We start from the raw sequence: 23,495 nt of genomic DNA on the forward strand, positions 1-23,495 counted from the left end.
TTTTTGAAGAAGTAAAATAAGCTTTCTTTGTAAATGTAGATTTATAATGAAATTTGATAAAAATATCTATTATGATACAGTTGCTTATATGCAAGGAGGTAAAACATGGATTACCTTTTATCGAAAGAAAAAGTGAAGCGATGGCCCAAAGATATGATAGCGGCGGGGCGTTGTCATACTGTTGGCCTTAAATCGGATGGCACGGTAGTCGCGGTAGGTAATAATGAATTTGGCCAATGCGATGTAGGTAGCTGGCGCGACATTCGGTTGCCTGGCAAATAGTCAATTTACAATAAATGATTAGTAATATTATTCTATTTTAGGAGTAATTATGGAATAGGATATGTAGAAAATAATTAAACTTAAATCTACTGAATAAGAATCTCTTTTGAAAAGGGATTCTTATTATTTTTCATAAAATGAGGGCCTAAATGGAATTTTTGAACAAACTATATTTCAAAATTACAGTAGAAGATATAAATAAAGTATAGAGGAGATAAAGGAATGCTTAAAAGGTTTTTACTTTCTTTACCGTTTTTACTTTCTTTACCGGATGTTTTACTTATATGTATCGTTCTTTACATAACGTACACAAATTCTTTTAGCTTTGGACAAATGTTAGTAATTTCAATTGCAATCGGAATCATTGGTGGTCTTGTTATAAGGATTGGTAACGATGTATTTATGTATATAAGGTGGACAATGAAAGAGAGGAAATCTTGAATACGTTGTATTGCTATTAGGAGGAGATGAAATGACTAAGAAAAAGAGTAGAGTGAAAAATGAAGTAGCGCTTTGGGCATTAACAGCGGTTGTTCTCATCATTGTATGGTACTTTTATCAAAAATAAAAACGCATCGTATTAAAAAAGCACGATGCGTTTTTATTATTTTTTTTGCCAATTTTCTTTAATAAAGTCTTCACGACCAGATTCCTTTTGCTCAGTAGCATATTTCTCTGGATTCTTTTTATAGAAATGTTGGTGGTATTCCTCTGCTGCGTAAAAAGGTGCAGCAGGACGAATTTCAGTCACGATTGGATCTTTAAACATACCGCTTTCTGTAAGAGCTTGTTTTGATTTTTCAGCAAGCCCTTTTTGTGTTTCGTTATGATAAAAAATAGCGGTACGATAAGATGGACCACGGTCAAAAAATTGTCCGCCATCATCAGTTGGATCGATTTGTGGCCAATATAAGTCTAGTAATTTCTGATAAGGAAAAATAGAAGGATCGAATGTAATTTGAACAACTTCTAAATGTCCAGATGTTCCAGCTTTTACTTGTTCATATGTTGGGTTTTCTACATGACCTCCTGCATAGCCAGAAAGTACTTTATGAATACCAGGAAGTTCATCAAATGGTTTTACCATGCACCAAAAGCAACCGCCTGCGAAGGTTGCGAGTTCGTATGTTTTTTCGGACATTGCTGTAATCCTCCTAAATGTATATGTTTTATATAGTATTATATAAATTGTTTTATTGCGCAATAAAAAAGATTTGAAAATATATGTTTTTTATAAACAAGATCCTCCGCTCACATCAATTAATTGTCCAGTTACCCAGCGGCTGTCTGGAGAAGCAAGGAATGCAGCAGTATCGGCAATGTCTTCTACTTCACCTAAGCGATTGAAAGCGGAAATAGTAGTAGCGTACTGCTTCATCATCGGGTCGCTCAAGAGTTCTGCATTCATATCTGTTTTAATAAATCCTGGAAGTATTGCATTCACCGTTATTCCTCGTGCTCCAAGCTGTTTTGCTAGCGTAAAAGTCATTGTATTAATAGCGCCTTTCGTCATGCTATATGCAACAAAATCAGGTAAAGAAATGCGGGTGGCAGCGGATGAAATATTAATAATTCGGCTATTGTCACGTAAACGTGGCAGTGCTTGTTGAATGATAAAGAATGGTGCTTTTGCATTTACTGAAAACATTCTATCAAAAAATTGTTCAGTCGTTTCTTCAATAAAAGCACCAGGACCAATGCCAGCATTGTTTATTAAAATATCAAATTGTGTTTCACCAGTGCGCTTTTGTAATTCAGTATCTAAAGCGTTATAAAGGTTTTCTACACCGTGTAAGGATTCTAAATTTGCGCCGATAGAAAAAGCTTGGCCACCATCTGATCGAATTTCATGAACAGTTTCTTCAGCGTCATCTTTTCGATTACCGTAATGAACAGCAACCAATGCACCGTCATTTGCTAAACGTTTAGCGATCGCTCGTCCAATTCCTCGGCTTGCTCCTGTAACTAACGCTACTTTCCCTTTTAACATAGTTTCCTCATCTCCTCATAAACTTTATAAGTTTTTCTTTATGTAGTAATGCAAACATACTTAAGTAATATATGAGCGTATGTAAGTAATGCATTCCAATTTTGATTTGAGAAAAATAAATAGAATGAATTTTGATTTTTTTGAGAAAACATGTTGACAACGAAAAGAACAACGTCCTATAATACGTGTAACAAATAAAAGTTAATTAAGAATTTTCTAACTTTATATGTTGTATATGCAAAGAAGAGGAAAGTAGATGATTATGATCGTTTCAGAGAGCTACTCCAAGGCTGTGAGGGTAGTAACAATCAAATCATTGAAGATCACCTCGGAGCATCGCTTGCGAAAGGGAAACTGAGTAGAGGGCGGCGGCATCGTCTCCGGTAAAAGGACGGAGGTCTGATTGGACCTACAAAGCTTATATTTCGTGAGAAGTATAAGGAAGCTGAGTGGTAACGCGAAACTCTCGCCTCAGCAATCAAAGCTACTAAACTGTAGTAGTTGATTGCTGAGGCGAGAGTTTTTATTTTTAAAAATAGAAGAAGAGAATGCGTAGAAGAGGAGAGTAAATGATAAAGATTGTTTCAGAGAGCTGCCCCGAGGCTGTGAGGGTGGTAACAATTCAATCATTGAAAATCACCTTGGAGCACTACTTTTGAAAACTAGTAAAAAGTAGCGGGGTTGTTCCCGATAGAAAAACAAAAGTCTAATTGGACTTGCAGAGCTTATGTTTCGTGAGAAGTATAAGGAAGCTGAGTGGTACCACGATTCCCTCGTCTCAGCAATGGATTGCTACAAGTATGTAAGTAATCGATTGTTGAGACGAGTATATTTTTAAGGTTTATATACTGAATATTCTGTTAAAATTACTCATCTCAGCAATCGATGTAGAAATAGATTGCAAAAATAGAGAAAAAAGAGGAGCGATGTGAGATGGGAAACCAGTACATTTACATGAATGGGGAATTTGTAGAAAAAGAAAAGGCAGTTGTTTCAGTGTATGATCACGGTTTTTTATACGGAGACGGTGTATTTGAAGGGATTCGTAGTTACGGAGGAAATGTATTTTGTTTAAAAGAACATGTGAAACGATTGTATGAATCAGCGAAATCTATTTTACTAACAATTCCAATGACGGTAGAAGAAATGGAAGAAGCAGTTTTACATACACTCCAAAAAAATGAATACGCTGATGCTTATATTCGCTTAATTGTCTCAAGAGGAAAAGGTGACTTAGGACTCGATCCGAGAAGTTGTGTGAAGCCGAGCGTAATTATCATTGCAGAACAATTAAAGTTATTCCCACAAGAATTTTATGATAATGGGCTAAGCGTTGTATCTGTTGCATCAAGACGTAATACGCCAGACGCGTTAGATCCACGTATTAAGTCAATGAATTATTTAAATAACGTACTTGTAAAAATTGAGGCGGCACAAGCAGGAGTGTTAGAGGCTCTTATGTTAAATCAACAAGGATATGTTTGTGAAGGTTCTGGCGATAATGTTTTCGTTGTGAAAGATGGAAAAGTATTAACCCCGCCATCCTATTTAGGGGCATTAGAAGGTATTACGAGAAATAGTGTTATCGAGCTATGTGAACGACTGAGTATTCCGTGTGAGGAAAGACCATTCACTCGCCATGACGTATATGTAGCGGATGAAGTATTTTTAACAGGAACAGCAGCGGAGTTAATTCCAGTTGTAAAAGTTGATTCGAGAGAAATTGGAGATGGGAAACCAGGAAGTGTAACGAAACAATTGACCGAAGAATTTAAAAAATTAACGAGAGAAAGAGGAGTACGTGTTCCCGGGCTGACGGAAAGCTTAGCATAAATAAGGAGAGGAGTTAATTGAAATGAAGCAGCAGTATACAGCGTATGAGAAGTTACAGTGTGAAGAAATGACAGGCGCTGGGCACGTGATTCAAGGTTTGAAGAAATTGGGTGTAACGACCGTTTTCGGCTATCCAGGCGGAGCGATTTTACCAGTATACGATGCGTTATACGAAAGTGGTTTGAAACATGTTTTAACTCGTCATGAACAAGCTGCCATTCATGCGGCTGAAGGATATGCGAGAGCTTCTGGGAAGGTCGGGGTAGTCTTTGCTACCTCTGGCCCAGGGGCGACAAATTTAGTTACGGGCTTAGCAGACGCTTATATGGATTCGATTCCTTTAGTTGTCATTACCGGCCAAGTTGCAACGCCTTTAATTGGTAAAGATGGATTTCAAGAAGCGGATGTTGTCGGAATTACAGTACCTGTTACGAAGCATAATTACCAAGTTCGTGATGTAAATCATGTATCACGAATTGTGCAAGAAGCTTTTTACATCGCCAAAAGCGGACGACCGGGACCAGTATTAATCGATATTCCAAAAGATGTTCAAAATGCAAAAGTCACCAGTTTCTTTAATGAAGAAGTTGATATTCCGGGGTACAAACCAGAACTTGTACCAGACAGCATGAAACTTAGAGAGGTGGCTAAAGCAATTTCAAAATCAAAGCGTCCACTTCTTTATATTGGAGGAGGTGTCATTCATTCAGGTGGATCCGATGAACTCTTCGAATTCGCAAGGGAGAACCGTATTCCAGTCGTTTCAACTTTAATGGGACTTGGTGCATATCCACCGGGAGATCCATTGTTTCTAGGGATGCTTGGTATGCATGGGACATACGCTGCTAATATGGCGGTAACAGAATGTGATTTACTACTTGCATTAGGTGTTCGCTTCGATGATCGTGTAACAGGGAAATTAGAACTTTTTTCTCCGCACTCGAAAAAAGTACATATTGATATTGATCCTTCTGAGTTTCATAAAAATGTAACTGTAGAGCATCCGATTGTTGGTGATGTGAAAAAAGCGTTACACATGTTGTTACATATGTCTATTTATACACAAACAGATGAATGGCTTCAGAAAGTAAAGGCATGGAAAGAAGAATATCCACTTTCTTATAAGCAAAAAGAATCTGAGTTAAAACCACAGCATGTGATCAACTTAGTAAGTGAATTAACGAATGGTGAAGCGATTGTCACAACAGAAGTAGGACAGCATCAAATGTGGGCTGCTCACTTCTATAAAGCAAGAAAACCTCGGACGTTCCTTACCTCTGGAGGATTAGGAACAATGGGGTTTGGGTTCCCAGCGGCAATTGGTGCTCAGCTTGCAAAAGAAGAAGAACTCGTCATTTGTATTGCAGGTGATGCTTCTTTTCAAATGAACATTCAAGAACTACAAACAATTGCTGAAAATAATACCCCTGTAAAAGTATTTATTATAAATAACAAATTTTTAGGGATGGTAAGGCAATGGCAAGAAATGTTTTATGAAAATCGTTTATCAGAGTCAAAAATTGGCTCACCAGATTTTGTGAAAGTGGCAGAAGCTTATGGAGTGAAGGGATTAAGGGCGACAAATTCAACAGAGGCGAAACAAGTGGTGTTAGAAGCATTTGCTCACGAAGGTCCTGTCGTAGTTGATTTTTGTGTAGAAGAAGGTGAAAACGTATTTCCGATGGTTCCGCCAAACAAAGGGAATAACGAAATGATTATGAAGAGGTGGGAAGAATGAGTCATACTTTTTCACTCGTTATTCATAACGAGCCAAGTGTCTTATTACGTATAAGTGGAATTTTTGCTCGGCGTGGCTATTATATTTCTTCTTTACATTTAAACGAAAGAGATACGAGTGGCGTTTCTGAAATGAAACTCACAGCAGTTTGTACTGAAAATGAAGCGACATTACTTGTTAGTCAGTTGAAAAAATTAATTGATGTACTGCAAGTAAATAAATTATAAGGGGTGTATGGAGTATGAAAACGTATTATGAGAAAGATGCAAATGTAGAGTTATTACAAGGGAAAACAGTTGCGGTAATTGGTTATGGATCTCAAGGGCATGCGCAGGCACAAAATTTACGTGATTCAGGTGTGGAAGTTGTAGTTGGTGTTAGACCTGGTAAATCGTATGAAGTAGCAAAAGCAGATGGATTTGAAGTAATGTCTGTTTCAGAAGCGGTTCGAACCGCACAAGTTGTACAAATGTTATTGCCAGATGAACAGCAAGCACATGTATATAAAACAGAAGTAGAAGAGAATCTCCGTGAAGGACAAATGTTACTTTTCTCACATGGATTTAACATTCACTTCGGCCAAATTAATCCGCCAAGTTACGTAGATGTAGCAATGGTTGCGCCAAAAAGTCCAGGTCATCTCGTTCGCCGTGTATATCAAGAAGGAAATGGTGTTCCGGCATTAGTCGCAGTGCATCAAGATGCAACGGGAACAGCGCTACATGTAGCATTAGCGTATGCAAAAGGTGTAGGTTGTACACGGGCGGGTGTAATTGAAACGACATTCCAAGAAGAAACCGAAACGGATTTATTCGGTGAGCAAGCTGTACTTTGCGGCGGGGTAACTGCACTTGTAAAGGCCGGGTTCGAAACGTTAACGGAAGGTGGATATCGTCCTGAAATTGCATACTTTGAATGTTTGCATGAATTAAAGCTAATTGTTGACTTAATGTACGAAGGTGGATTAACGAATATGCGCCATTCTATTTCAGATACGGCAGAGTTTGGAGATTATGTAACAGGATCGAGAATTGTTACAGATGAAACGAAGAAGGAAATGAAGCGTGTTCTGACAGAAATTCAGCAAGGTGAATTTGCGAAGAAATGGATTTTAGAAAATCAAGCAGGGCGTCCGACGTATAACGCAATGAAAAAAGCAGAACAAAATCATCAATTAGAAAAAGTGGGAGCAGAGCTTCGTGAAATGATGAGTTGGATTCATGCACCGAAAGAATTAGTAAAGAAATAGAGTAAGAGAGTATAAATGAAAAATATGTAAGAGGGGATTTGACAAGATGAGAAGTGACATGATTAAAAAAGGTTTTGATAAAGCGCCGCACCGTAGTTTATTAAAAGCAACTGGTTTGAAAGATGAAGATTTTGATAAACCTTTCATAGCGATTTGTAATTCTTTTATTGAAATTATTCCAGGGCATAAACACTTGAATGAGTTTGGGAAACTTGTAAAAGAGGCAGTTCGTGCGGCAGGTATGGTACCATTCGAATTCAATACAATTGGAGTTGACGATGGTATTGCGATGGGACATATCGGTATGCGTTATTCTCTTCCGAGTCGTGAAATAATTGCAGATTCAGTAGAAACGGTTGTAAATGCACACTGGTTTGACGGCATGATTTGTATCCCAAACTGTGACAAAATTACACCAGGTATGATGATGGCTGCACTACGTATTAATATTCCGACTGTGTTTGTTTCAGGCGGCCCGATGGCAGCAGGAAAAACATCTAAAGGAGAAGTTGTGGATCTGAGTTCCGTTTTTGAAGGAGTAGGAGCTTATCAATCTGGGAAAATTTCAGAAGAAGAATTAAAAGATATTGAAGATCATGGCTGTCCATCTTGTGGCTCTTGTTCGGGTATGTTTACCGCGAACTCTATGAATTGTTTATGTGAAGTGTTAGGTTTAGCTCTTCCTGGTAACGGGAGTATTTTAGCAATTGATCCAAGACGTGAAGAGTTAATTAAACAAGCAGCAGAGAAATTGAAAATTTTAATTGAAAGAGATATTAAACCAAGAGACATTGTAACGGAAGAAGCAATTGATGATGCGTTTGCGCTTGATATGGCGATGGGCGGTTCAACAAATACAGTGTTGCATACATTGGCGCTCGCGCAAGAGGCTGGATTAGATTACGATATGAACCGTATTGATGCCGTTTCAAGACGTGTACCACATTTATGTAAAGTAAGCCCTGCTTCCAATTGGCATATGGAAGATATTGATCGTGCGGGCGGGATTAGTGCAATTTTGAAAGAGATGAGCCGGAAAGAAGGAGTACTTCATCTTGATCGAATAACTGCTACGGGGCAAACATTAAGAGAAAATATTGCTGAGGCAGAGATTAAAGATAAGGAAGTTATTCACTCTCTTGAAAACCCTCATAGTGAGGAAGGAGGATTGCGTATATTAAAAGGCAACCTTGCGAAAGATGGAGCGGTTATTAAAAGCGGTGCAACAGAGGTAAAGCGTTTTGAAGGACCTTGCGTTATTTTTAATTCACAAGATGAGGCACTTGCTGGCATTATGCTTGGGAAAGTGAAAAAAGGAGATGTAGTTGTCATTCGTTATGAAGGACCAAGAGGTGGCCCTGGTATGCCAGAAATGTTAGCACCAACATCAGCAATTGCTGGAATGGGATTAGGTGCTGAGGTTGCATTATTAACGGATGGACGTTTCTCTGGAGCTTCACGTGGAATTTCAGTAGGACATATTTCACCAGAAGCAGCAGCTGGTGGAACGATCGCACTTCTTGAACAAGGGGATATTGTATGTATTGATGTTGAAGAACGCTTGCTAGAAGTAAGAGTGAGTGATGAGGAATTAGATAAGCGTAAAAAAGAATGGAAACGACCAGAACCGAAAGTGAAAACTGGCTGGCTTGGACGTTATGCACAAATGGTAACATCGGCGAATACAGGGGCTGTTCTGAAAATCCCACATTTTGATTGAGCCAATTTAAAAAAGATAAGGATGATATATAATGGTGCAAAAGGTAAAGGAGAGAGTGAAAATTGAAGATATCTTAATGGCTCATAATTGCATGAAAGATATCGTTATTAAAACACCGTTACAACGTGATACAGTTTTATCTGAGAAATATGATTGTGACGTTTATGTAAAACGAGAAGATTTACAATTAATTCGCTCTTTCAAAATTCGTGGTGCATACAATTTGATTCAAAGTTTACCGAAAGAAAAGTTACAAAACGGTGTTGTTTGTGCAAGTGCTGGTAATCATGCGCAAGGAGTTGCTTATACATGTAATTTATTGAAGATTCCGTCGAAAATATTTATGCCCACAACAACACCGAAACAAAAAGTATCACAAGTACAATTTTTCGGTGGTGATTTCGCAGAGATTGTATTAGTTGGTGATACATTCGATAGCTCTTTCCAAGAAGCACAGTGTTATTGTGAAGAAAATAGAATGACATTTGTTCATCCGTTTGATGATCCGTATGTAGTTGCTGGTCAAGGGACAGTGGCAGTTGAAATTATGCATGATATGGAGAAACCGGTTGATTATATCTTTACGGCAATCGGCGGTGGTGGATTAGCATCAGGTGTTGGTACATATGTAAAAGGTGTTAGTCCTACTACAAAGGTTATTGGTGTAGAACCGATGGGAGCCGCCTCTATGAAAGAGGCTTTTCTTCAAAATGATAATGTCGCATTAGAGAAAATAGATAGTTTTGTTGATGGGGCAGCGGTTAAAAAGGTAGGAAAGTTAACTTTTGAAACTTGTAAAGATGTAATTGATGACATCGTTTTAGTACCAGAGGGGAAAGTTTGTACGACGATTTTAGAACTGTATAAGAAAAATGCGATTGTAGCTGAACCGGCTGGTGCACTCTCTATTGCAGCACTTGATTTATACAGGGATGAAATAAAAGGTAAAACAGTTGTATGTACGCTAAGTGGTGGAAATAATGACATTGATAGAATGCAAGAAATGAAAGAACGATCTCTCATTTATGAAGGGTTAAAGCATTATTTCATCATTGAATTCCCACAGCGTTCAGGCGCGTTAAGAGAATTTCTTGATAAAGGATTAGGGCCAGAAGATGATATTACTCGTTTTGAGTATATTAAGAAACATAATAAGGAAAATGGTCCAGCATTAGTCGGAGTAGAATTAAAACATAAAGAAGATTATGAGCAATTAATTACTCGCTTTAAAGAAAATAATATTCAATTTATGGAGCTTAATAAAAACCCTGTTTTGTTTGATTTGCTTATTTAATAGAAGGGAAGAATAAGCATCTAAATAAAAAAGATAGATACAAGCGAGGAAATATAGTGCTTGTTCTATCTTTTTTATAGTTAAACTAGATACTCATTAAATTCAAGAAGAATAAAGCTAGTTAACCAAAAAAATATCGCAATGCGAATAATTACATACATAGTAAATTCAAAGGTAGTAAGTTTTCGTTCGCGTTTTATTTTTTTTAGAAATCTAACAGAAAAAACTGAACATAAAAGTAGAACGGCTATAGACATTTTATAAATATTTTCTAACAAACTTACATTTTCTAATAAGTTTTTCAGCATGTTTATCACCTATTCTGTAAAGTAGATTACAGAGAAATAGATCTTGAGCTGTCTAGTTTCGTTTATTTTTTATTTTCCCTGTATCATCAATTTCTACATCAGTTGAAATTGTTTGTAAATATTGAAGAGCTTTTTTCTTTTCTTCCTCATTTACAGGGGAAACTTGGTTGTTGCGAATGATATAAGGATTGAATGACATTTGGACATCCTTTCCTTTAAAAGTTAAAGTTAATACGCCAGTTTCGGCGCTTTTTCCATTCACATAACTTGGGAATAAAAAGTTACCTAATGAGTAAGCGATAGGAACTTTATTATAATACTCAAACCCTTGTAACCAATGTGGATGGCTTCCGACAATCGCGTTAGCTCCTGCTTCAACCATTTTAGGTACATATTGCTTTTGGTATTCTACCGGACGGTTTGATTTTTCAACGCCCCAATGCATATAGACGATTAAATAGTCTGCATCTTGTTTTTGTTCTTTAATTGTTTTTGTTACAAGATTTAAATCATAGCCATTCGCAACGCCAGGTTTATTCTCACGAGCTACCCAATTAGAATCAGGCATAAATCGAACGAAGGAAAGAAATTTAAACTTTTTCCCTTTTACGGTCATTTCTCGTGCTGTATATGCATCTTTTGCATTTTTTCCGGCTCCAATGTAAGGGAACTTTAATTTTTCTACGTGAGAAATCGTATCTAATAATCCATCTTGCCCATAATCAAGTGTGTGGTTATTCCCAATATTTACGATGTCATATCCAGTGTTTTTAATAGCTTGTAGTGTAGATGGATCACTTTTAATCCAAAACAATTGCCCAGGTGCTTTCTTTTCTTTCGTTGTAAATGCCGATTCTAAATTCACAAAAGAAATATCAGCTTTTTTTATTTCTTCTTTTACATGTTGGAATGGATAATCAGCCCCATTCTTTTCAATTATAGGACGTAATTGCCAATCAAACATTGTATCACCAGAGAAGGTGAGTGTGATTTCTTGGTCTTCTATTTTCTTTTCGCTTTTTGAAGCGGTTTTACTAGATTTGTTTTGTAAATCGTGTTTGTCTTTTGCTTTTGAAATAAAAGAGTAATTGATTAATAAAACAATCGGTGTAATGAAAAAGGCTATTAACAAAAATCGTTTTAGTAAAGTTTTCATATATACCTTCCCTTTTAATATTATCCCGCAATTAAATTAACACTGAATCTATTAAAGGTAATTAAAGTTACAAAAAAACAGCGGGTTATGTAGCGGAAAACATTTGTTAATATTCTCAATATTAAGTTAACATATAGATAACCTGTAAATCAATGTATAAACCAAAATATAGAAATAAAGAATTCGAAGGGTGAAGAATGAGAAATGGTTATATTAGGAGCAGTTGTAAATGGGATTTGTATTATATTTGGTACTTTACTTGGTAAATTATTTAGTAGGATTCCAGAAAGTATGAAAGGGACGATAATGAACGCAATCGGTTTAGCGGTTACTGTGCTTGGGCTTCAAATGGCATTAAAAAGTGAAAACTTTCTTGTTGTCATACTGAGTTTAGTGATTGGTACGGTAATTGGAGAATGGTTACAATTAGAAGAAAAGTTAAAACATTTAGGGGATTGGCTAGAAAATAAAGTTGGATCGAAGGGGAAAGGAAGCATATCAGAAGGTTTTGTAACAGCTACTTTAATTTTTGCAATTGGTGCGATGGGGATACTTGGTGCACTTGACAGTGGGATTCGCGGAAATCATAATATTTTATTTACCAAGGCAATTATCGATGGATTTATTTCTATTATATTAACGACAACTCTAGGAATTGGCGTAGTATTTTCGGCGATTCCAGTTGTTTTATATGAAGGTGGTATTGCAGTTTTTGCAACACAAATTAATAGTTTTGTCCCGGAAGAATTAATGAACCAATTTATAGTGGAGATGACGGCTACGGGCGGCATTATGATATCTGCTATTGGATTGAACTTGCTTAGTATTATTAAAATCAAGGTGGCAAATTTACTTCCAGGTATATTGGTAGTAGGTGTAATTGTTTCAATTATTTATGGTTACGGTTTGTTAGTAAATTAGTAGAGGGTGGAAACACATATGGAGGAATTTCAATTTACAAAACGTGTGCATAAAATATTGGAGATTGCAGCAGAAGAGAGTGAGTATAACATAATTCAACCAGTCCATCTGTTCATAGGTATGTGTAAAGAAGGTACAGGAGTTTGCGCTGAGTTATTTATGTATTTGTTTCATAAAGTCGGTCCAGATTTTTTAGAAAAACTTTCGTTACGAAAACGATTCGATTTACATCATCAAGAGTATAAAAAAATAGGGCAATATAAACTATCTTATAAGGCGATAGAAATTTTACAAATAGCGAAGAAACGTATGGAACGCTTTCAGCAAGTAGTAATCAATGAAGGACATGTTATGTATGCATTATTTCGTGTAGATACAGATATTGGTGAATTTATACATATACAAATGCAAAAAGATATATTACGTATTACAGCTGCACCGAGAGACTTAGCGGTTGATTTAAATAGTTTTAAATCTATTTATAATACATTATTTTGTCATGTAAGAAGAGCTAGTCCTTCTGATTTTGATAAGTTATCACGATTTGTGGCGGCTGAATTTGGTGAACGGTGGTTACAGTCGGTTGATTACGGATTTCGGACATATAATGAAAAGTTACCTATCTATATTGCACAGCAGGAGGAAGTAATAGTTGGTTTCGCCTGTTACGATGTAGTGAGAGGAAAGAAAGGATTGTTTAGTCCAATGGGCATAGCGAAACAAAATCGTGTGAAAGGTGTAGGAAAAGAATTATTGTATCATTGTTTATATAATATGAAGCAAGATGGATATGAATATGCGATTATTGGACAAGCAGGTCCCATTGAGTTTTACGAGAGAAATTGTAATGCTCGTTTAATACCGATAGATAATAAGTAACCAACTTCATATAGAGGAGTTGGTTTTATTATGAAAATGATGTAGAGATGTAGTGGTTTTTACTAGAAAATAGCGGGTTTTGTAGTAAATCTTGCATAAAAAGCAAATTACTAAACTTTTTACAAGAAAGGGTGTAGAATGGGTATCTAAAGAAAGAAGGTGTGAAAATGGCCAGCTGGAAACGAAATTTAATGATTTGTTGGCTAGGTTGTTTTACCACTGCAGCCGGTATGAGTTTAGTAATTCCTTTCTTATCTTTTTATATTGAGGAATTAGGAGTAACTGGCACTTCAAGTATTGCACAGTGGTCGGGACTTGCATTTGGTGTAACATTTTTAATGGGTGCGATCGTATCGCCAATATGGGGAAAGCTTGGTGATATACATGGACGGAAACTGATGCTTATTCGTGCTAGCCTCGGTATGGCGATTATTATGACGCTTATGGGGTTTGTAACGGATGTATATCAATTAGTCGCACTAAGATTTTTAATGGGAGCAGTATCTGGTTTCCTTTCAACCGCAATGACATTTATTGCAGCAGAAACTCCGAAAGAACATTCAGGTTGGGCAATTTCTACAATTTCAACTGGTGGCGTGAGCGGTTCTTTACTTGGTCCATTACTTGGTGGATATTTGTCTGAGTTAATTGGAATGCGTCATGTCTTTCTTGTTACAGGAGCTTTTTTATTCCTTTCCTTTCTCATCGTTTTTTTCTTCTTGCATGAAGAAAATCACTCTGCTCAAGCAAAAAAAACACAGCCGAAAAAAGTATGGACGATGGTCCCAGCGAAGCATTTAATTATTAGTTTATTTGTAACAACATTTATTATTCAACTTGCTAATATGTCAGTTCAACCAATTGTTACATTGTACGTGAAAAATTTAGTAGGTCCTCATACTGCACATATAGAAACAATTGCGGGAGCAGTTATGTCAGCAACAGGATTAGCCGTTATTTTGGCAGCACCAAGACTAGGAAGATTATCAGATCATATCGGTCCTCAAAAAACGTTAGTTGTAGCGTTATTTGCTGCAGGAATTATTTTTATCCCGCAAGCATTTGTAACCTCAGCTTGGCAACTATTAATTCTTCGATTTTTATTAGGTATCGCACAAGCAGGATTATTACCTTCCGTACAAACTCTACTAAAACAACATACACCAACCCATGTTACGGGACGGATATTTGGATATAATCAATCATTTCAGTTTTTAGGAAATATGATTGGTCCAGTGCTCGGGGGACAAATTGCAGCACATGCAGGCTTCCGATATGTTTTCCTCTCTACATCATCACTATTATTTATTGCGTGTATCTGGGTTTATTTTCATAATAAGAACGAAGAGGTATCAGAGAAACGACATTTGGAAGTTAGTTAACTAAGTGAATAAAAAAAGGATGAAGCAATGATTGCTTCATCCTTTTCTTTAAAATTTAAGACATAGATAGCTTAATGTACCAAGCTCATAACTACGGTGAATGACTTCACCCCTATTTTTACCACTTCCCATAGCGATAAATAAAGGAACAAAATGTTCTGCTCTTGGTACTGCTAATTGTGCATGAGGAGCATTTTTCTCCCAATTAAACAATGCATCTTTATCGTTATGCTGCATATGTTTAATAATCCAATCATCAAATTCAATTGCCCATTTTTCAGGTGTAGTTTGATTCCATTTCAAAGCTCGTAAGTTATGGACGGTAACACCACTCCCGATTACTAAAATATCTTCTTGTCCGAGTCCTTTAAGTGCTTCTCCAATTTCAAATTGTTCTTTTGCAGAAAGGAATGGATTGACTGATATTTGCACGACAGGAATATTTGCTTCTGGATACATGCGGTGCAGGAGTGTCCATGAACCATGATCTAAACCTCTCGTCATATTATGATGGACTGAAATACCTTTGTTCTTAAATTTTGTTTCTAACATAGATGCAATGCTAGAAGAGCCTTTCGCACGATATTTAATTTCATATAACTCAGGGGGAAAACCTCCAAAATCATAAATTGTTTCATACTCGTTATCTGATGAGGAAATCGTTAATACTTCACTTTCCCAGTGAGCAGTGAAAATAACAATTGCTTTCGGTTTATATGTTTCTCCAAGTGTTTTTAAAAATCGTGTATAGTCTGTATCTTGAATAGCGAGCATAGGCGAACCATGTGCTAAAAATAATGATGGCATCATAATAGTAGAAACCTCCTAAAAATTATATAGTTACTTTATGTAAGTAACTATATAATTTTATTTTCGGTTCGTCAACATAATAGTTATTGAGCTAATTGGAAAAGTGAGTCATTTGTCATAATGAAGGCAATTGCATATAATACATAGTAAGAAAAATGAATCGATATTCATTTTTAAAGATACATAATAGAGTTGGGAGCTGACGAAATGAACGTACAGGAAAGTTTCGTTACGGCATTGGATGGATCAGAAATTTATTTACGCAAGTGGTTGCCAGAAGGTAAACCGAAAGGGATTATTCAAATTGCACATGGTATGACAGAACATGCAGGTGTTTATACAGACTTTATTGCTGCGTTATTAGAAGCAGGGTATGGTGTTTATGCACATGATCATAAAGGTCATGGGAAAACAGTGAAAAGAGAAGAAGATTATGGTCATTTTAAACCAAATGTAGGTTGGAATGAGGCTGTGTCTGATGTTATTTTTGTATCAGAAACGGTAAGAAAAGAGCAGACATGCCCGTTATTTTTACTTGGTCATAGTATGGGTTCTTTTTTATCAAGACGTGCTGTGCAACTTAGAGGCGAATTATATGATGGATTTCTGATTTCAGGAACAGGTGGAAATCCAGGGCTTTTAGGAGCTATTGGTCATAAAGTAGCAACAATCGAAATGAAATTGCGTGGTGCAAAAACGAAAAGTCCAATGTTAAACTTTTTATCTTTCGGAAACTTCAATTCGAACTTTAAGCCAAATCGTACAAAATTTGATTGGTTATCTTCAGATAATAATCAAGTTGATAAATATATTGCGGATCCGTTATGTGGTTTCATTTGTACGACGAGTTTTTACCGAGAATTATTTTCTGGTGTATTAGAAGTAAATAAACTAGAAGAATACAAGAAGACGCCAAAGAATCTTCCAATACATATATTTTCTGGTGATCGTGATCCTGTTGGCGATATGGGGAAAGGTGTAAAAGAAGTATATGAAAACTATAAAAAATGTGGTGTGAAAGACGTGACACTACGTTTATATGAAAATGGTAGACATGAAATGTTTCATGAAGTAAATAAGGATGAAGTATTTAAAGATTTAATTTTTTGGTTAGATGCGCATAATAAATGAGAAAGATAATCCCAAACTGTTTGTAGTTTGGGATTATTTATTTTACAGAAATACGGGCAATAAATTCTTAAATTCACTTTACTTAATAAAAAATAAATCTTATTCTATAGTCGTTAAAAAATAAAGAAATATTGTATGAGAGGAAACCTCACTTTTCTGAAGTGAGGCTTTTTGTAGTAACGAAGTAATAGTGAATAAAACTAATTTTAAAAGTAACTTAAAATCAAACTTTTTATAAAGCAACAGATGCTCGTTCATAATAGTAGTATAATAGTGAATGAGGTGTTAATAGAATGGAAGATAGAACATTAGGTTTATTACTAGATGTTGTTGGTGAATTATTTTCAGATGAAATTTCAATTGCTGTTTCGAATACGAAAGAATATATTTACTATCGGCCAAGTAAACGAATTGATTTAAAGATTAGCGCTGGGGATTCTATAAAGGAAGGAACGATTGCTCATAAAGCGATGGTGATGAATCAAAAAACATCTGAGTTTATGAATCGGGATGTTTTTGGTATTCCTTATCATGGAATGGCTGTACCATTTTCAAACAATGGAAAGCTTGAAGGGTGCGTAACGGCAATTTATCCAGCTTTAACGGATGGAAAGTCAGTCGTTACTTTAAAAACAACAGATGGCTGGATTCCGGTTCCTTTTTCAAAGGTTATGTATTTAGAGGCTAAAGATAAAAAGACGTACGTGAATTCAGAAGAGTTATCAGGAACACATAAATACTCTCTGCAAGAATTCGAATACTTGCTTCCTAAAGATTCATTTATTAGATGTCACCGTTCATTTATTGTAAATGTTAATCATATTAAAGCGATTTATCCTGATACCCATTCTACTTTTGTACTTTCGATGGATAATGGTGAGAGAGTACCAGTTAGTCAATCATACGCTAGTTATTTCCGTAAGCTTCTAGGATTCTAAATTTTTCTGCTTTAGAACCTAAATTTGCTGTTCTGTCTGAATTTTCGGCATTGTATACTAAAATCCCTATTTTGATAGTGTAAATGTGTAAAATAATTATGAATATTCAATGAGAGAGGGATTACATATGGAGAATAATTTAGATAGAATCAGAGATCAACGTCTAAAAGATCGGGTAGTTACACCTGAAGAAGCAGCTTCCTGGATTCAAAGTGGAATGACTTTAGGCTTAAGTGGGTTTACACGTGCAGGTGATGTAAAAGCAGTCCCATTTGCGCTTGTAAACCGAGTTAAGAATGATGAATCTTTTAAAGTAAATGTTTATACTGGGGCTTCTTTAGGCTCGGATGTAGACAAATTATTTGCTGAGGCAGGAATTTTAGGGAAAAGATTACCTTTCCAAGCTGACGCGACGATGCGAAAAGGAATTAATAACGGAGACTTTTTATTTGTGGATCAACACTTATCTCATACAGCAGAGTTACTCCGCGCTGACGTTCTGGATATAGATTTCGCTATTTTGGAAGCGGTTGCGATTACAGAGGACGGAATGATTATTCCAACCACTTCAATTGGAAATTCCTTAGCGTTTTCCTTAAATGCTAAGTCTATTATTATTGAAATGAATATGGCTCAATCCACGCAATTAGAGGGACTACATGATCTATATGAACCAGGTAAACAAGGGGAGAGGCTTCCAATTCCGCTTGTGAAAACAGATGACCGAATTGGAACAATCGGTATTCCAATTGATCCTGAAAAAGTAAAGGGAATTGTGTTTACGAATCAATTGGATTCGCCATCGACAATTGTTCCTCCGGATGAAGAAACGGTCATTATGGCACAGCATTTAATAGAATTCCTTCGAGAAGAAGTTAAAATAGGGCGATTAACAAATCGTTTAGCGCCGTTACAATCAGGAATTGGTTCAGTTGCTAACGCAGTATTGCATGGAATGTTAGATTCAGAATTTGAAGATTTAGAAGTGTATTCTGAAGTTTTACAAGATGCAGTTTTTGATCTGATGGATGCTGGAAAAGTCAATTTTGCTTCTTGTTGTTCTATCACGCTTTCTGAAGAGAAAATGCAACAAGTATTTTCTAACTTTGAAAAATATCGTGACAAATTAATGATGCGTCCGCAAGAGATTTCCAATCATCCTGAAATCATTCGTCGCCTTGGATTAATCTCAATTAATACTGCATTAGAATTAGATATATACGGAAATGTTAACTCTACTCACGTTTTAGGTACAAAAATGATGAATGGAATTGGTGGGTCTGGTGATTTTGCAAGAAATGCACGCCTAGCTATCTTTGTTACTAAATCGATTGCGAAAGGTGGTAACATTTCAAGTATTGTTCCTTTCGTTTCTCATGTAGACCATACTGAACATGATGTAGATGTTATTGTTACTGAACAGGGGTATGCCGACTTAAGGGGACTTGCGCCAAGAGAAAGAGTGGAACTTATTATTGAGAATTGCGCACATCCAATGTATCGTGATCAACTACGTGCTTATTACGAAGAAGCAAAAACAAGAGGTGGACAAACTCCTCATATTTTAGAAAAAGCTTTTTCTTGGCATACGAATTATGCTAAAAATGGAACAATGCTTGAAGCGGTAGTAGAAACTGTATAGGTTTGTATCGTACGAAATAGTAAAACGAATGAGTGAGTTTGAAGATTAAATTTTAGAAAAAGAGAACACCAACTTTTAGGGATGGTGTTCTTTTTCTTTAAAAAAATTGTATTGGTTATAATAAAGATTTATAAAAATAACCTCTAATTTATGAAAAAAAGGTTTTTTGAAGTGCTTTCCGAATCAATTTAGTAGTTTACATATCGAAGGTGAGGAGAAAGAATCATGAAGATAAGAGAAGCGTTATTAAGTGAAGCAAATGAATTAAGTGAATTCGCACTACAATCAAAAGCAACGTGGGATTATAGTGAAGAATTCATACTTGCTTGTAAGGAAGATTTAACAATTACAGAAGAATACATAAAAAATAATTTTGTATATGTTTTAGAAAACGATAATGCGAAGATTGGTTTTTTCTCATTTTTACGTAATGATAAAGCTCTCGATTTCTTGTACATTCATCCTGATTACAAAGGAAAAGGTTACGGGAAAATACTTTGGGAGTACGTAATAGAAAAAGCCAATGAACTAGGATTAAAAAGTTTTACAATTGATAGTGATCCGAATGCAAAAGGATATTACTTGAAAATGGGGGCACAGTTAATAGGAGAGACACCATCAACTGTCTTTAAGGGTCGTGTACTGCCTCTTTTGAAATATGATGTGTAAAACTATTAATAGTAGGGGAAGATTAGAATGGATGATGTAAAGGAAAAAAGAATATATGAAGCACTAATAAAATCGTGGTCGATTGAAACGAGTTCAAAGTGGACAATTGAAAACCCAGCAAAGGGACAGTGTGGTGTAACGGCTCTAGTCGTTCAAGACATATATGGAGGAGAAATTAAAAAGACAAAAGTAAGAGAGGTATGGCACTTTTATAACTTTATAGATGGGCAGAGATTTGATTTTACAGAGACTCAATTCAATGGGAAATTGAATTATATGGATGTGGAATCAAATCGGAAAGAAGCATTTGCAGATACAAATGAAAAACAATATAGCATTTTGAAGGAAAAAGTAACGAAAGAATTCAAATTATCTTTTGACTCTTAATCTTTAATAAGTTACTATAATGGTGGTAACTTATTAAAGGGAACTTCATAGAGTTGAAAGGGGAAATACTTTTGAAAACAACTTATGTAAACGCTACAATTGTAACGATGAATGAACAAAACGAAGTGATAGAAAATGGATATATCATTGTAGAAAATGATCAAATTATAGATGTAAAGAGCGGAGAATTCGCTAATGATTTTGAAGTAGATGAAGTAATTGATATGAAAGGAAAGTGGGTTTTACCAGGGCTTGTAAATACACATACACACGTTGTAATGAGTCTCCTAAGAGGTATTGGCGATGATATGTTATTACAGCCGTGGCTTGAGACGAGAATTTGGCCACTGGAAAGTCAATTTACTCCCCAAATTGCGGTCGCTAGTACGGAATTAGGATTACTTGAGATGGTGAAAAGTGGTACAACATCATTCTCTGACATGTTTAATCCAATTGGAGTAGATCAAGACGCAATTATGGAAACGGTATCAAGGAGCGGGATGCGAGCTGCTGTTTCAAGGACTTTATTTAGCTTCGGAACGAAAGACGATGAAAAGAAAGCGATTGAAGAAGCTGAGAAATATGTGAAGCGTTACTATAACAAAAGTGGCATGTTAACTACGATGGTTGCACCACATAGTCCATATACATGTAGTACAGAATTGTTAGAAGAGTGCGCACGGATTGCAGTAGAGAATCAAACGATGGTTCATATCCACCTTTCTGAAACAGAGCGTGAAGTACGTGATATTGAAGCACAATATGGAAAACGTCCAGTAGAATATGCAGCGAGCTGCGGATTGTTTAAACGCCCAACAGTTATTGCACACGGTGTAGTATTAAATGAAGATGAGCGTGCATTTTTAGCAGAACATGACGTTCGAGTAGCTCATAATCCGAATAGTAATTTAAAACTAGGTTCTGGTATAGCGAATGTAAAAGCGATGCTAGAAGCAGGAATAAAAGTAGGAATTGCAACAGATAGTGTTGCATCTAACAATAATTTAGATATGTTTGAAGAAATGCGCATAGCGACTTTACTACAAAAAGGTATTCACCAAGATGCAACAGCTTTACCAGTTGAAACAGCTCTTACACTTGCGACTAAAGGGGCTGCTGAAGTAATCGGGATGAAACAAACAGGATCACTTGAGGTTGGAAAATGTGCTGATTTTATTACGATTGATCCATCTAATAAGCCGCATTTACAACCAGCAGATGAAGTGTTATCACATCTTGTGTATGCTGCTAGTGGAAAAGATATAAGCGATGTAATTATTAACGGAAAACGTGTCGTTTGGAATGGCGAATGTAAAACGTTAGATGAAGAGCGTATTATATTTGAAGCAAGTCGTTATAAACGAGGTTTGCAAAGATAACTAATTATGTGGCAGTTGAAAAAGCTATCCTTTTAAAAGGATAGCTTTTTTCTTGAACGAATAAATATTCAAAAGAATGTCGCATCTTTCTGTTCATATTTCTGCTATAATATATAACGCTTTATAATATTTTATACTTAAGGAGAACAACTCATGAAGCGAAAAAAGAGCCATTTAATGGTAATGGCACTTGTTACATCTTTATTATTAACAGCTTGTAATAATAAAGCGAATAAAAGTGATACAGAGGTTAAAAAACAAGTGTTAAATGTAACAGTATCAGAAGAAATTCCTTCTCTGGACACTGCGAAAACGATGGATGGTACATCAGCACACGTTATGCAAAACATATTTGAAGGGTTATATGTATTAAATGATCAAGATCAGCCTACTCCAGCAGTAGCAAAATCGTTTAAAAGAAGTGAAGATGGTAAGAAATATACATTTAACTTGCGTAAAGATGCAAAATGGTCAAATGGAGATAATGTAACAGCAAATGATTTTATATTTGCGTGGAAACGTGCAATTAACCCTGAAACGGCATCTCAATATGCATACATGCTCTTTTATGTGAAAAATGCGAAAGAGATTAATAAGGGAACAATGCCTCTTGATGCACTTGGGGTTAAAGCAATAAATAATTATACGTTAGAAGTTGAACTCGAACAGCCGGTTCCGTATTTTTTACAGTTGTTAGCACTACCTATATACTTACCACAGCATGAATCATTTTTGAAAGAACAAGGAAACAATTATGCATTGGAACCTAGTAATCTCATATATAACGGGCCATTTGTATTAGAAAAATGGAAGCATGAACAAGAGTTTCAATTAAAGAAGAATGCTGCATATTGGGATCGAAAGAAAGTGAAATTAGACGAAATAAACTTTCATATCGTAAAGGATACAATGACAGCTGTAAATTTATATGAAGCCGGAGATTTGGATCGAGTACCTATTAATTCGCAAATTGTAGACAAGTATAGAGGGAATAAGGAATTACATATGTCGAGTGATCCTGGAATTGCCATGCTTCGTTTTAATGAAAAAAATACCGCGTTAGCAAATAAAAAAGTGCGTCAATCTATTTCATTAGCGTTAAATAAAGATGATTTTGTTGCTCACTTTATTAATAACGGAGCAAAACCTGCAAGCGGGCTTGTACCAGTTGGTCATGTAAATGAAGTGACCGGTAAAGATTTTAGAAAAGAAAACGGAGATCTTTCTTCATATGATTTGCAAAATGCGCAAAAGATTTGGAAAGAAGCGAAAAAAGAGCTTGAAGTAGAGCAAGTAAACCTCGAGTTTTTAACGTTTGAACAAGATAATGCAAAACGGATGGCAGAATATATAAAAGGTGATTTAGAAAAGAATTTGCAAGGAATCGCGATACAAATTAAACAACAGCCATTTAAGCAAAAATTACAGTTAGAACAAGCAGGTGATTACGATATAACTATGGCAAATTGGGGGCCTGACTATAAAGACCCAATTAGTTATTTAGAGTTATTTACGACAGGGAATCTGAATAATAAAATGAATTATTCTAATGTTCATTACGATGAATTAATAAAGAAAGCGAAAACGGATTTTGTACTAGATACGGAAAACCGATGGGAAGCGTTGCGAGAAGCCGAGCAGGTATTATTAGAAGATGCTGCGGTAGCGCCGCTTTATCATATTGGCTCAGCATATGTACAAAAGGATTATGTAAAAGGAATTGAAAAGCATCAATTTGGTGGTATTTATACTTATAAGAATGCTTATATTGCTAATGAATAAATACA

General features: G+C 35.9%; 22 protein-coding genes, 1 pseudogene and 1 other annotated feature. Of the genes and pseudogenes, 18 read left to right on the forward strand and 5 right to left on the reverse strand.

Annotated elements, in window-relative coordinates; translation table 11 throughout:
* Positions 1–105 precede the first annotated feature (105 nt).
* Positions 106–264: pseudogene (locus BHV55_RS09285) on the forward strand (RCC1-like domain-containing protein); the annotation flags it as partial.
* A gap of 240 nt (positions 265–504) precedes the next feature.
* Positions 505–723 (forward strand): hypothetical protein, encoded by a 219-nt coding sequence (locus tag BHV55_RS09290; protein WP_070757093.1) that lies wholly within the window; start codon positions 505–507, stop codon positions 721–723.
* Between the two features lie 163 nt (positions 724–886).
* Here the strand turns inward: BHV55_RS09290 and msrA are convergent, their stop codons facing one another.
* Positions 887–1,423 carry a peptide-methionine (S)-S-oxide reductase MsrA gene (gene msrA / locus BHV55_RS09295; RefSeq protein ID WP_001291887.1) on the reverse strand — a complete coding sequence of 179 codons (537 nt, stop codon included), beginning with the start codon at positions 1,421–1,423 and terminating at the stop codon, positions 887–889.
* A gap of 90 nt (positions 1,424–1,513) precedes the next feature.
* Positions 1,514–2,272, reverse strand: coding sequence for an SDR family oxidoreductase (locus BHV55_RS09300; protein ID WP_000911808.1), 759 nt, complete (start codon positions 2,270–2,272; stop codon positions 1,514–1,516).
* A 544-nt stretch (positions 2,273–2,816) separates the two neighbouring features.
* Positions 2,817–3,056, forward strand: a binding site (T-box leader).
* A gap of 149 nt (positions 3,057–3,205) precedes the next feature.
* On the opposite strand from BHV55_RS09300, the gene ilvE reads away from it, so the two are divergent.
* From ilvE to ilvA, 6 genes are read left to right on the forward strand one after another with little or no spacing between them, the layout of a single operon-like run.
* Positions 3,206–4,105, forward strand: coding sequence for a branched-chain-amino-acid transaminase (gene ilvE, locus BHV55_RS09305; RefSeq protein WP_000528156.1), 900 nt, complete (start codon positions 3,206–3,208; stop codon positions 4,103–4,105).
* A 22-nt stretch (positions 4,106–4,127) separates the two neighbouring features.
* Positions 4,128–5,843, forward strand: a complete 1,716-nt coding sequence (ilvB, locus tag BHV55_RS09310) for an acetolactate synthase large subunit (protein WP_070757092.1) — start codon at positions 4,128–4,130, stop codon at positions 5,841–5,843.
* Complete coding sequence (locus BHV55_RS09315; protein WP_000019916.1) at positions 5,840–6,070, forward strand: ACT domain-containing protein; 231 nt, start codon at positions 5,840–5,842, stop codon at positions 6,068–6,070. Before ilvB ends, BHV55_RS09315 begins: the two co-directional genes overlap by 4 nt.
* 14 nt (positions 6,071–6,084) lie before the next feature.
* Positions 6,085–7,092 (forward strand): ketol-acid reductoisomerase, encoded by a 1,008-nt coding sequence (gene ilvC, locus BHV55_RS09320; RefSeq protein WP_044795702.1) that lies wholly within the window; start codon positions 6,085–6,087, stop codon positions 7,090–7,092.
* Positions 7,093–7,138: 46 nt separating this feature from the next.
* Entirely contained in the window at positions 7,139–8,812 is a 1,674-nt protein-coding gene (ilvD, locus tag BHV55_RS09325) for a dihydroxy-acid dehydratase (protein WP_001255817.1), read from the forward strand.
* A 31-nt stretch (positions 8,813–8,843) separates the two neighbouring features.
* Complete coding sequence (ilvA, locus tag BHV55_RS09330; protein WP_000250323.1) at positions 8,844–10,106, forward strand: threonine ammonia-lyase IlvA; 1,263 nt, start codon at positions 8,844–8,846, stop codon at positions 10,104–10,106.
* Positions 10,107–10,186: 80 nt separating this feature from the next.
* Here ilvA and BHV55_RS09335 read toward each other — a convergent pair whose 3' ends face one another.
* Complete coding sequence (locus BHV55_RS09335) at positions 10,187–10,414, reverse strand: hypothetical protein (RefSeq protein WP_000916802.1); 228 nt, start codon at positions 10,412–10,414, stop codon at positions 10,187–10,189.
* Positions 10,415–10,466: 52 nt separating this feature from the next.
* The gene (locus tag BHV55_RS09340) at positions 10,467–11,570 is read right to left on the reverse strand and encodes a CapA family protein (RefSeq protein ID WP_070757091.1); all 1,104 of its coding nucleotides are present in this window, start codon (positions 11,568–11,570) and stop codon (positions 10,467–10,469) included.
* Positions 11,571–11,774: 204 nt separating this feature from the next.
* On the opposite strand from BHV55_RS09340, the gene BHV55_RS09345 reads away from it, so the two are divergent.
* The 3 genes from BHV55_RS09345 (at position 11,775) to BHV55_RS09355 (ending at position 14,752) form a co-directional block, all read left to right on the forward strand.
* The gene (locus BHV55_RS09345) at positions 11,775–12,491 is read left to right on the forward strand and encodes a DUF554 domain-containing protein (protein WP_070757090.1); all 717 of its coding nucleotides are present in this window, start codon (positions 11,775–11,777) and stop codon (positions 12,489–12,491) included.
* Between the two features lie 18 nt (positions 12,492–12,509).
* Positions 12,510–13,370 carry a GNAT family N-acetyltransferase gene (locus tag BHV55_RS09350; protein WP_070757089.1) on the forward strand — a complete coding sequence of 287 codons (861 nt, stop codon included), beginning with the start codon at positions 12,510–12,512 and terminating at the stop codon, positions 13,368–13,370.
* A 167-nt stretch (positions 13,371–13,537) separates the two neighbouring features.
* Positions 13,538–14,752 (forward strand): multidrug efflux MFS transporter, encoded by a 1,215-nt coding sequence (locus tag BHV55_RS09355; RefSeq protein ID WP_070757088.1) that lies wholly within the window; start codon positions 13,538–13,540, stop codon positions 14,750–14,752.
* A 48-nt stretch (positions 14,753–14,800) separates the two neighbouring features.
* On the opposite strand, the gene BHV55_RS09360 is transcribed toward BHV55_RS09355, so the two are convergent.
* Positions 14,801–15,562 carry a DODA-type extradiol aromatic ring-opening family dioxygenase gene (locus BHV55_RS09360; protein ID WP_070757087.1) on the reverse strand — a complete coding sequence of 254 codons (762 nt, stop codon included), beginning with the start codon at positions 15,560–15,562 and terminating at the stop codon, positions 14,801–14,803.
* Between the two features lie 207 nt (positions 15,563–15,769).
* On the opposite strand from BHV55_RS09360, the gene BHV55_RS09365 reads away from it, so the two are divergent.
* The 7 genes from BHV55_RS09365 (at position 15,770) to BHV55_RS09395 (ending at position 23,490) form a co-directional block, all read left to right on the forward strand.
* The gene (locus BHV55_RS09365) at positions 15,770–16,693 is read left to right on the forward strand and encodes an alpha/beta fold hydrolase (protein WP_048568880.1); all 924 of its coding nucleotides are present in this window, start codon (positions 15,770–15,772) and stop codon (positions 16,691–16,693) included.
* 293 nt (positions 16,694–16,986) lie between these two features.
* Entirely contained in the window at positions 16,987–17,631 is a 645-nt protein-coding gene (locus BHV55_RS09370; RefSeq protein ID WP_000390208.1) for a LytTR family DNA-binding domain-containing protein, read from the forward strand.
* Positions 17,632–17,758: 127 nt separating this feature from the next.
* Positions 17,759–19,273, forward strand: coding sequence for a succinyl-CoA:acetate CoA-transferase ScpC (locus tag BHV55_RS09375; protein WP_000429821.1), 1,515 nt, complete (start codon positions 17,759–17,761; stop codon positions 19,271–19,273).
* 225 nt (positions 19,274–19,498) lie between these two features.
* Entirely contained in the window at positions 19,499–19,942 is a 444-nt protein-coding gene (locus BHV55_RS09380; protein ID WP_000701894.1) for a GNAT family N-acetyltransferase, read from the forward strand.
* Between the two features lie 27 nt (positions 19,943–19,969).
* The gene (locus tag BHV55_RS09385) at positions 19,970–20,329 is read left to right on the forward strand and encodes a YunG family protein (protein ID WP_000342912.1); all 360 of its coding nucleotides are present in this window, start codon (positions 19,970–19,972) and stop codon (positions 20,327–20,329) included.
* Positions 20,330–20,382: 53 nt separating this feature from the next.
* Positions 20,383–21,708 carry a bifunctional S-methyl-5'-thioadenosine deaminase/S-adenosylhomocysteine deaminase gene (locus tag BHV55_RS09390; protein WP_139147407.1) on the forward strand — a complete coding sequence of 442 codons (1,326 nt, stop codon included), beginning with the start codon at positions 20,383–20,385 and terminating at the stop codon, positions 21,706–21,708.
* 153 nt (positions 21,709–21,861) lie between these two features.
* Positions 21,862–23,490, forward strand: a complete 1,629-nt coding sequence (locus BHV55_RS09395) for a peptide ABC transporter substrate-binding protein (RefSeq protein WP_070757085.1) — start codon at positions 21,862–21,864, stop codon at positions 23,488–23,490.
* The last annotated feature ends 5 nt before the right edge of the window (positions 23,491–23,495 follow it).

This window comes from Bacillus sp. RZ2MS9, assembly GCF_001816185.2.
GTDB classification, from domain to species: Bacteria; Bacillota; Bacilli; order Bacillales; family Bacillaceae_G; genus Bacillus_A; species Bacillus_A cereus.

Excerpts from the sequence above, each read along its gene's own strand:
- BHV55_RS09300 (WP_000911808.1), bottom strand. The coding sequence starts at position 2,272 with ATGTTAAAAGGGAAAGTAGCGTTAGTTACAGGAGCAAGCCGAGGAATT.
- BHV55_RS09370 (WP_000390208.1), top strand. The coding sequence starts at position 16,987 with ATGGAAGATAGAACATTAGGTTTATTACTAGATGTTGTTGGTGAATTA.
- BHV55_RS09355 (WP_070757088.1), top strand. The coding sequence starts at position 13,538 with ATGGCCAGCTGGAAACGAAATTTAATGATTTGTTGGCTAGGTTGTTTT.
- BHV55_RS09290 (WP_070757093.1), top strand. The coding sequence starts at position 505 with ATGCTTAAAAGGTTTTTACTTTCTTTACCGTTTTTACTTTCTTTACCG.
- BHV55_RS09360 (WP_070757087.1), bottom strand. The coding sequence starts at position 15,562 with ATGATGCCATCATTATTTTTAGCACATGGTTCGCCTATGCTCGCTATT.
- BHV55_RS09365 (WP_048568880.1), top strand. The coding sequence starts at position 15,770 with ATGAACGTACAGGAAAGTTTCGTTACGGCATTGGATGGATCAGAAATT.
- ilvE (WP_000528156.1), top strand. The coding sequence starts at position 3,206 with ATGGGAAACCAGTACATTTACATGAATGGGGAATTTGTAGAAAAAGAA.
- BHV55_RS09385 (WP_000342912.1), top strand. The coding sequence starts at position 19,970 with ATGGATGATGTAAAGGAAAAAAGAATATATGAAGCACTAATAAAATCG.
- ilvC (WP_044795702.1), top strand. The coding sequence starts at position 6,085 with ATGAAAACGTATTATGAGAAAGATGCAAATGTAGAGTTATTACAAGGG.
- BHV55_RS09375 (WP_000429821.1), top strand. The coding sequence starts at position 17,759 with ATGGAGAATAATTTAGATAGAATCAGAGATCAACGTCTAAAAGATCGG.
- msrA (WP_001291887.1), bottom strand. The coding sequence starts at position 1,423 with ATGTCCGAAAAAACATACGAACTCGCAACCTTCGCAGGCGGTTGCTTT.
- BHV55_RS09315 (WP_000019916.1), top strand. The coding sequence starts at position 5,840 with ATGAGTCATACTTTTTCACTCGTTATTCATAACGAGCCAAGTGTCTTA.
- BHV55_RS09395 (WP_070757085.1), top strand. The coding sequence starts at position 21,862 with ATGAAGCGAAAAAAGAGCCATTTAATGGTAATGGCACTTGTTACATCT.
- BHV55_RS09340 (WP_070757091.1), bottom strand. The coding sequence starts at position 11,570 with ATGAAAACTTTACTAAAACGATTTTTGTTAATAGCCTTTTTCATTACA.
- BHV55_RS09380 (WP_000701894.1), top strand. The coding sequence starts at position 19,499 with ATGAAGATAAGAGAAGCGTTATTAAGTGAAGCAAATGAATTAAGTGAA.
- ilvD (WP_001255817.1), top strand. The coding sequence starts at position 7,139 with ATGAGAAGTGACATGATTAAAAAAGGTTTTGATAAAGCGCCGCACCGT.
- ilvA (WP_000250323.1), top strand. The coding sequence starts at position 8,844 with ATGGTGCAAAAGGTAAAGGAGAGAGTGAAAATTGAAGATATCTTAATG.
- BHV55_RS09350 (WP_070757089.1), top strand. The coding sequence starts at position 12,510 with ATGGAGGAATTTCAATTTACAAAACGTGTGCATAAAATATTGGAGATT.
- ilvB (WP_070757092.1), top strand. The coding sequence starts at position 4,128 with ATGAAGCAGCAGTATACAGCGTATGAGAAGTTACAGTGTGAAGAAATG.
- BHV55_RS09335 (WP_000916802.1), bottom strand. The coding sequence starts at position 10,414 with ATGCTGAAAAACTTATTAGAAAATGTAAGTTTGTTAGAAAATATTTAT.
- BHV55_RS09345 (WP_070757090.1), top strand. The coding sequence starts at position 11,775 with ATGGTTATATTAGGAGCAGTTGTAAATGGGATTTGTATTATATTTGGT.